This is a genomic window from Rhodoferax sp. LS1R11 (assembly GCF_056521395.1).
In genome coordinates this window covers 65,017-73,252 of record NZ_JBWMAW010000019.1, presented here as the reverse complement: position 1 = coordinate 73,252, position 8,236 = coordinate 65,017, and the positions used below count along the sequence as shown (strand labels likewise).

Annotated in this window: 8 protein-coding genes and 1 tRNA gene; all 9 read left to right on the top strand. The window is 53.2% G+C overall.

Translation table 11 applies throughout. From position 1 onward, the window contains the following. A partial coding sequence (locus AC097N_RS18640) for an EF-Tu C-terminal domain-related protein (protein WP_479583564.1) occupies positions 1–190 on the top strand: 190 nt, incomplete at its 5' end. An 8-nt stretch (positions 191–198) separates the two neighbouring features. After that, a tRNA-Trp gene (locus AC097N_RS18635) sits at positions 199–274 on the top strand. Positions 275–384: 110 nt separating this feature from the next. Then, positions 385–768 (top strand): preprotein translocase subunit SecE, encoded by a 384-nt coding sequence (gene secE, locus AC097N_RS18630; RefSeq protein WP_479583566.1) that lies wholly within the window; start codon positions 385–387, stop codon positions 766–768. Then, positions 768–1,376: a transcription termination/antitermination protein NusG gene (gene nusG, locus AC097N_RS18625; RefSeq protein WP_479583563.1), complete on the top strand. Its 609-nt coding sequence runs from the start codon at positions 768–770 to the stop codon at positions 1,374–1,376. The genes secE and nusG overlap by 1 nt, the downstream gene beginning before the upstream one ends. Before the next feature lie 137 nt (positions 1,377–1,513). Next, positions 1,514–1,945, top strand: coding sequence for a 50S ribosomal protein L11 (gene rplK, locus AC097N_RS18620; protein ID WP_114970695.1), 432 nt, complete (start codon positions 1,514–1,516; stop codon positions 1,943–1,945). Further along, positions 1,946–2,641 carry a 50S ribosomal protein L1 gene (gene rplA / locus AC097N_RS18615; protein WP_479583562.1) on the top strand — a complete coding sequence of 232 codons (696 nt, stop codon included), beginning with the start codon at positions 1,946–1,948 and terminating at the stop codon, positions 2,639–2,641. It begins immediately after the preceding gene. A gap of 246 nt (positions 2,642–2,887) precedes the next feature. Continuing rightward, positions 2,888–3,424, top strand: coding sequence for a 50S ribosomal protein L10 (rplJ, locus tag AC097N_RS18610; RefSeq protein WP_479583561.1), 537 nt, complete (start codon positions 2,888–2,890; stop codon positions 3,422–3,424). A 42-nt stretch (positions 3,425–3,466) separates the two neighbouring features. Next, positions 3,467–3,838: a 50S ribosomal protein L7/L12 gene (gene rplL / locus AC097N_RS18605; RefSeq protein ID WP_479583560.1), complete on the top strand. Its 372-nt coding sequence runs from the start codon at positions 3,467–3,469 to the stop codon at positions 3,836–3,838. A gap of 265 nt (positions 3,839–4,103) precedes the next feature. After that, positions 4,104–8,216, top strand: a complete 4,113-nt coding sequence (gene rpoB / locus AC097N_RS18600) for a DNA-directed RNA polymerase subunit beta (protein WP_479583559.1) — start codon at positions 4,104–4,106, stop codon at positions 8,214–8,216. The last annotated feature ends 20 nt before the right edge of the window (positions 8,217–8,236 follow it).

The window sequence follows — 8,236 nt, the reverse complement described above, 5'->3', positions numbered from 1 at the left end:
CTTCCGTACCACGGATGTGACCGGTGCGATCGAGTTGCCAGAAGGCAAAGAGATGGTGATGCCGGGTGACAACGTGTCGATCACGGTCAAGTTGATCAACCCGATCGCCATGGAAGAGGGTCTGCGTTTCGCCATCCGTGAAGGTGGCAAGACGGTGGGTGCTGGTGTGGTTGCCAAAATCATTGCGTAAATTTCTGTAGGGGCGTAGCTCAATTGGCAGAGCGTCGGTCTCCAAAACCGAAGGTTGATGGTTCGATTCCTTCCGCCCCTGCCACCTGAATCGGAGATGAAGGTGGATTTCAAGCCCGCTATGAAAATGGCGGGCTTCAGCGTCTAAAGGGCGCTAATTTTGATTTGAAGTTGAAAAGCGCGAGATTGATAAAAATGGCTACCACACAAGTTCAGACAGTCAGTACCGGGGTTGATAAGGCCAAGCTTGCTGCGGCATCGGCGTTGGTTGTGGCTGCATTGGTGGCTTATTATTTGCTCGTCAAGCAGGGGTCGCTTGCGCAATGGGGTGCCTTGTTGTTGGGATTGGGTGCTGCTGTTGTTGTGTTTTTCACATCCGAGCCTGGTAAGGCTTTGTTTGCGTTTGGCCGCGATGCGTGGCGTGAAGTAAAGAAGGTTGTCTGGCCTGCGCGCAAAGAGGCAATCCAGATGACGGCCTATGTGTTTTTCTTCGTTTTGATCATGGCCCTGTTTCTGTGGCTGACTGACAAGACGCTTGAATGGCTGTTTTATGACCTGATTCTGGGGTGGAAAAAGTAATGAATGATGTTGTAGATACTCCGTCAAACGACACGCCTGCAGCTGCGCAGGTTTTGGCGACTGCGCCAACCAACCCTGATTTGCGTTGGTATGTTGTGCATGCCTATTCCGGTATGGAAAAGGCTGTTGAGCGAAATATCATCGAGCGCATTACGCGTGCCGGTATGGAGAGCAAGTTCGGCCGCATTCTGGTTCCCATGGAAGAAGTGGTTGAAATCAAGAATGGTCAGAAGAAGACCACCGAGCGAAAGTTTTTCCCGGGCTATGTCCTGGTCGAAATGGTCATGGATGATGAGACCTGGCATTTGGTGAAGCACACGAACAAGGTCACTGGGTTTGTTGGTGGGGCCAAGAACCGTCCTGCGCCAATATCTGAGGCTGAGGTCATGAAGATCGTCAACCAGATGCAGGAAGGCACTGAGAAGCCGCGTCACAAGGTTGAGTTTGAGGTGGGTGAGTTTGTACGCGTCAAAGATGGCCCATTCACTGACTTCAATGGTTCGGTGGAAGATGTGAATTACGAAAAGAGCAAGGTCCGCGTTGCGGTGACCATCTTCGGGCGTTCGACGCCTGTGGAGCTCGATTTCTCGCAGATCGAAAAGACCTGAATTTAAATTTTTGGAATCCGCATTTTTCGACTCGATGCGGATGTTGACAGTGAGTCGTTAACCCCGGGGAGTCGGGGCCTGCAACTTTTACTTTTAAGTTGCACGGCTCAGGCGCTACTACCCGCAAGGAGAAAAGCATGGCGAAAAAAATCGTCGGTTTTGTTAAGCTGCAAGTGCCAGCAGGCAAGGCCAACCCATCACCACCCATCGGCCCAGCCTTGGGTCAACGCGGCTTGAATATCATGGAGTTCTGCAAAGCGTTCAACGCTCAGACTCAAGGTATCGAGCCAGGTCTGCCTCTGCCAGTGGTGATCACTGCATTCGCAGACAAGAGCTTCACTTTTGTTATCAAATCGCCACCGTCGTCGATTTTGATCAAGAAGGCCGTCAAGATTGACAAGGGCTCGGCAACGCCTCAGTCCGTCAAGGTTGGCAAGATTACTCGTGCCCAGCTCGAAGAGATCGCCAAGACCAAGATGAAAGACCTGACTGCGGCCGATATGGATGCAGCAGTTCGTACCATCGCTGGCTCTGCCCGCTCGATGGGCGTGAATGTGGAAGGTGTCTAAATGACTCAGCTCACCAAAAAACAAAAATCCTTCGAAGGTAAGGTCGATAGCAACAAGCTGTACCCTTTGGCTGACGCTTTGGGCCTTGTCAAAGGATGCGCTAACGCCAAATTCGATGAGTCTATCGATGTGGCCGTTCAGCTCGGTATTGATGCCAAAAAATCCGACCAAGTGGTGCGTGGCGCTGTCGTGTTGCCTAACGGTACTGGCAAAACAAAGCGTGTCGCCGTTTTTGCCCAAGGCGCCAAGGCTGACGAAGCCAAAGCTGCTGGCGCTGACATTGTTGGTATGGATGACCTGGCTGCCATGATCAAGGCGGGCGACATGCCCTTCGATATCGTGATCGCTGCGCCCGATGCCATGCGTATCGTTGGTACGTTGGGTCAGATTTTGGGACCACGTGGATTGATGCCTAACCCTAAGGTGGGTACCGTTACGCCTGACGTCGCCACCGCGGTGAAAAACGCCAAAGCCGGTCAAGTGCAGTTCCGCGTCGACAAAGCCGGTATTGTGCATTCCACCATTGGTCGTCGCTCCTTCGATAACGACAAGTTGCAAGGCAACTTGGCTGCTCTCGTGGATGCCTTGACCAAAGCCAAGCCTGCAACCAGCAAGGGTTTGTATTTGAGAAAAGTCGCAATTTCGTCCACGATGGGTGTGGGTGTCCGTGTGGACATGCAAACCATCGCAGCGTAATTGCAAATTTCTGGTTGCCTGAAAAGGCGACCTGATGTGGTGGGCTGCTCTGGATTGAAAAGTCCGGGCGGGTCATCCAAGACCGTTGGTGTGCCGTCCGAATTCGTTTGAAGCGGCGCTTAATCAAAGACAACCAACGCAGATGGCGATCCCGCTGCAGATGGAATGAGTTCCTGAACAGTTGGTCGCTGCAATGTGGCGTGTTTGAAGGCAAATTGCCGACAAATACATTTGAAGGAGTAGACCTTGAGTCTTAATCGCAGTGAGAAAGAAGCGGTCATCAGTGATGTGACTGGCCTCGCCGCAAAAGCTCAAACGCTCGTGATAGCGGAATACCGTGGCATCACGGTCGCTGACATGACCAAATTGCGCTCCACCGCGCGCAGCAATGGTGTGAGTCTGAGTGTGTTGAAAAACACCTTGGCTCGCCGTGCTGTCGCAGGTAGCGGATTTGACGTTGTGTCCGGCCTGATGACTGGTCCGCTGATCTATAGTTTTTCTGAAGATGCAGTGGCTGCCGCGCGAGTGGTAGCTGACTTCGCGAAAACCAACGACAAGTTGGTGATTCGCGGTGGTGCATACGGCGGAAAAGCTCTGGACGTCAATGGCGTTAAACAGCTGGCAAGCATCCCTTCCAAAGAAGTGTTGTTGGCGCAGTTGCTGGGCTTGATGCAATCCCCGATTTCCCGTACGGCACGTGTGCTCGCGGCAATCGCGGAGAAAAAAGGCGCCGGTGTGGCAGAAGCAGCTGAAGAAGCACCCGCTGAGGCAGTGTCGGCTTAATTGTCCGCTGCATTTGGTAACCAATATTGTTAGGAAATAAAAATGGCATTCGATAAAGACGCATTTTTGACCGCGCTGGATAGCATGACGGTCATGGAACTCAACGACCTGGTGAAAGCCATCGAAGAGAAATTTGGCGTAAGCGCTGCTGCTATGGCCGGCCCCGCTGCTGGCGGCGCTGCTGCTGCTGTCGTGGAAGAGAAGACCGAATTCAACGTCGTGTTGCTCGAAGCTGGTGCAGCCAAGGTCTCCGTGATCAAGGCTGTGCGCGAAATCACCGGTCTGGGACTCAAGGAAGCCAAGGATCTGGTGGACGGTGCTCCGAAGAACGTCAAAGAAGGCATCTCCAAAGCTGATGCTGATGCAGCTTTGAAGAAGCTGATTGAAGCCGGTGCTAAGGCCGAGCTCAAGTAATTGAGTTGATAAAAAAGGCTGGGAGCTCCCAAAGAGCTCCCAGCTTTTTGTGTTTTAGAGAGAGCACTGAAAAACAGACAAAAAAGTCTGTTTTTCAGTGTCTTCTGACCCCGACTGCAGAAGATGCCTTGGTTCGGGTTGCACGCAATGTGCAGCCGTCCGCCAATGATTGGTAGTGGCCAATCACCAAGTTAGTTGAGTGTGGTGCTCAACATACCAGTCGCCTAGGACCCCCAGGATTCCTCAGTCTTTGCCCGGAGATCTCATGGCTTACACATACACCGAACGCAAGCGAATTCGCAAAAATTTTGGCAGTCGCGACAGCGTGCTAGAAATACCTTACCTGTTGCAAATGCAAAAGGATGCCTACACCGCATTCCTCCAGGCAGATGTGCCACCCAAGAAGCGAACCGTTGAAGGATTGCAGGCCGCATTTGAGGCCGCTTTCCCCATCATTTCCCACAACGGGTTTGTTGAGATGAAGTATCTCGAATACAACCTGGCCAAGCCTGCGTTCGACGTGCGTGAATGCCAGACCCGGGGTCTGACCTTTGCATCGGCTGTTCGCGCCAAGGTGCAGTTGTTCATTTACGACCGTGAATCGTCAACGTCGCAGAACAAGGTGATCAAAGAGGTCAAAGAACAAGAGGTTTACATGGGCGAAGTGCCCTTGATGACCGGTAAGGGTTCTTTCATCATCAATGGCACGGAACGTGTGATCGTTTCCCAGTTGCATCGTTCTCCTGGCGTGTTCTTTGAGCATGACAAGGGCAAGACGCATAGTTCAGGCAAGCTGCTGTTTTCGGCACGAATCATTCCTTACCGTGGTTCATGGCTCGATTTTGAATTCGATCCAAAGGACATTCTGTACTTCCGCGTCGACCGTCGCCGCAAGATGCCGGTCACGATTCTGCTCAAAGCCATAGGCTTGAATCACGAGTCTATTCTGGCGAATTTCTTCGTCAATGACAATTTCCGCTTGATGGACAGCGGCGCACAGATGGAGTTCGTCGCAGAGCGCCTTCGGGGAGAGGTTGCCCGTTTTGACGTGACCGACAAGGGCGGCAAAGTCATTGTTGCTAAAGACAAACGTGTGACCGCCCGTCACACCCGTGAGCTGGAGCAGTCAGAAACCACGCACATCAGCGTTCCTGAGGACTTCCTGATCGGTCGTGTCGTTGCGCGCAACATTGTGGACACTGACACCGGCGAAATCCTGGCCAAAGCCAATGAGGAACTCACTGAGGCATTGCTCAAAAAGCTGCGCACCTCTGGCGTGCAAGACCTCCCATGTATCTATACCAATGAGTTGGACCAGGGTGCGTACATTTCGCAGACCCTGCGAAGCGACGAAACGGTGGATGAGTTTGCTGCCCGCGTTGCTATCTATCGCATGATGCGTCCTGGCGAGCCACCAACAGAAGATGCTGTGCAGGCACTCTTCCAACGATTGTTCTACAACCCTGACACCTACGACTTATCGCGCGTGGGTCGGATGAAGTTCAACGCCAAGATGGGCCGCGCCGAGTCCACTGGCCCGATGGTACTGACCAATGAAGACATCTTGGCTGTGGTCAAGATTCTGGTCGATTTGCGCAATGGCCGCGGTGAAGTCGACGATATTGACCACTTGGGCAACCGTCGTGTCCGTTGTGTCGGTGAACTGGCTGAGAACCAGTACCGTACGGGTCTGGCACGTATCGAGAAGGCTGTGAAAGAACGTCTTGGCCAGGCGGAGCAAGAGCCGTTGATGCCGCATGATTTGATTAACAGCAAGCCAATCTCGGCTGCGTTGAAAGAGTTCTTTGGTGCATCGCAGCTCTCGCAGTTCATGGACCAGACCAACCCACTGTCCGAGATCACCCACAAGCGCCGTGTTTCGGCGCTTGGACCAGGTGGTTTGACGCGCGAGCGCGCTGGCTTTGAAGTGCGCGACGTGCACGTGACCCATTACGGACGTGTGTGTCCTATTGAAACGCCAGAGGGACCCAACATTGGTCTGATCAACTCTTTGGCACTGTACGCACGATTGAATGAGTATGGATTCATCGAAACACCTTACCGCCGCGTGGTGGACAGCCAGGTGACGATGGACATCGACTACCTGTCAGCCATCGAGGAAGGCAAATACGTTATCGCTCAAGCGAACGCGACACTGGACAAAGACGACAAGCTTACGGGTGAATTGATTTCTGCCCGTGAAGCTGGTGAATCCATTCTGGTTGGCGCCGAGCGTGTGCAATACATGGACGTTTCGCCTGCACAGATCGTGTCGGTGGCGGCGTCGCTGGTTCCGTTCCTGGAGCATGATGATGCAAATCGCGCTTTGATGGGTGCGAACATGTCGCGTCAAGCCGTGCCTGTGCTTCGTCCAGAGAAGCCCATGGTGGGAACCGGTATTGAGCGAGTGGCTGCTGTTGACTCCGGAACTGTTGTGACGGCAACCCGCGGTGGTGTGGTTGACTACGTTGATGCAACCCGTGTGGTTATTCGCGTTAATGATGCTGAGGCGCAGGCTGGTGAAGTGGGTGTGGACATCTACAACCTGATCAAATACCAGCGTTCGAACCAGAACACCAACATTCATCAGCGTCCCATCGTCAGCAAGGGTGATCGTCTGGCCAAGGGGGATGTGATTGCCGATGGCGCATCGACGGATCTCGGCGAATTGGCACTGGGTCAGAACATGCTGATCGCGTTCATGCCATGGAACGGGTACAACTTTGAAGACTCGATTTTGATCAGTGAGCGTGTCGTCGCAGAAGATCGTTACACCTCTATTCACATCGAAGAGTTGGTGGTGATGGCTCGCGACACCAAGTTGGGGTCAGAGGAAATCACGCGCGACATCCCGAACTTGAGCGAGCAACAGCTCAATCGCCTGGACGAGTCGGGGATCATCTATGTGGGTGCCGAGGTGCAGCCCGGCGACACGCTGGTGGGCAAGGTAACACCTAAAGGTGAGACCACGTTGACTCCTGAAGAGAAGTTGTTGCGCGCTATCTTTGGCGAAAAAGCCAGCGATGTAAAAGATACATCGCTGCGTGTTGACCAAGGTTCCCGTGGAACTGTGATCGACGTGCAAGTCTTCACACGTGAAGGCATCGTGCGTGACCGACGTGCCCAGCAAATTATTGATGATGAACTCAAGCGCTTCCGCCTTGACCTGAATGATCAGTTGCGTATTGTTGAGGCTGATGCGTTTGACCGTATCGAAAAACTATTGACCGGTAAAGTTGCGAATGGCGGCCCTCAGAAGCTGGCCAAAGGCACCAAAATCGACAAGACCTATTTGAGCTCGGTGGAGAAATTCCACTGGTTCGACATTCGCCCAGCCGAAGACGAAACCGCAACTCAATTGGAGAGCATCAAGAACTCCCTGGAGCAGACGCGTCACAGTTTTGACTTGGCCTTTGAAGAGAAGCGCAAGAAGTTGACGCAAGGTGATGAGTTGCCAGCGGGCGTGTTGAAGATGGTGAAGGTCTACATCGCTGTCAAACGTCACCTGCAGCCGGGTGACAAGATGGCGGGTCGTCACGGTAACAAGGGTGTGGTCTCCAAGATCGTTCCGGTCGAAGACATGCCTTATATGGCCGATGGCACGCCTTGTGACATCGTGCTAAATCCTTTGGGTGTGCCCTCGCGGATGAACGTGGGTCAGGTGCTTGAAGTTCACTTGGGTTGGGCCGGCAAAGGCATCGGTCACCGCATTGGTGACATGTTGCAGGCTGAAGCCAAGGTGGCTGAACTGCGCACGTTCATGGACGAGCTCTACAACGGCACAGGCCGCAAGGAGGACTTGGCACAACTGAGCGATGACCAGGTGCTGGAAATGGCAGGTAACCTGACATCTGGTGTGCCGTTTGCAACGCCAGTGTTTGACGGTGCTTCGGAAAATGAAATCCGGACCATGCTGCAATTGGCGTATCCCGACGATGTAGCCAAGGAAAAAGGCTTGACGGCCACCCGCACACAGGCTTACCTGTATGACGGCCGCTCTGGTGATGCTTTTGAGCGTCCGACGACGATTGGTTATATGCACTTCTTGAAACTGCACCATTTGGTGGATGACAAGATGCACGCCCGTTCAACCGGTCCTTACAGTCTCGTCACCCAGCAACCGCTGGGCGGCAAGGCCCAGTTCGGCGGTCAGCGTTTCGGTGAGATGGAGGTCTGGGCACTGGAAGCTTACGGCGCCGCTTACACGCTTCAGGAAATGCTCACTGTCAAGTCAGATGACGTGCAAGGTCGTACCAAAGTGTACGAAAGCATTGTCAAGGGTGAACATTCGATCGAAGCCGGTATGCCGGAGTCATTCAATGTGCTGGTCAAGGAAATTCGCTCACTCGGTATTGATATCGAGTTGGAACGCAGCTAAGCACGGACAAGAAAAGGATT

Coding starts and splice junctions, on each gene's coding strand:
- rpoB (WP_479583559.1), top strand. CDS start 4,104: ATGGCTTACACATACACCGAACGCAAGCGAATTCGCAAAAATTTTGGC.
- nusG (WP_479583563.1), top strand. CDS start 768: ATGAATGATGTTGTAGATACTCCGTCAAACGACACGCCTGCAGCTGCG.
- rplA (WP_479583562.1), top strand. CDS start 1,946: ATGACTCAGCTCACCAAAAAACAAAAATCCTTCGAAGGTAAGGTCGAT.
- rplL (WP_479583560.1), top strand. CDS start 3,467: ATGGCATTCGATAAAGACGCATTTTTGACCGCGCTGGATAGCATGACG.
- rplK (WP_114970695.1), top strand. CDS start 1,514: ATGGCGAAAAAAATCGTCGGTTTTGTTAAGCTGCAAGTGCCAGCAGGC.
- secE (WP_479583566.1), top strand. CDS start 385: ATGGCTACCACACAAGTTCAGACAGTCAGTACCGGGGTTGATAAGGCC.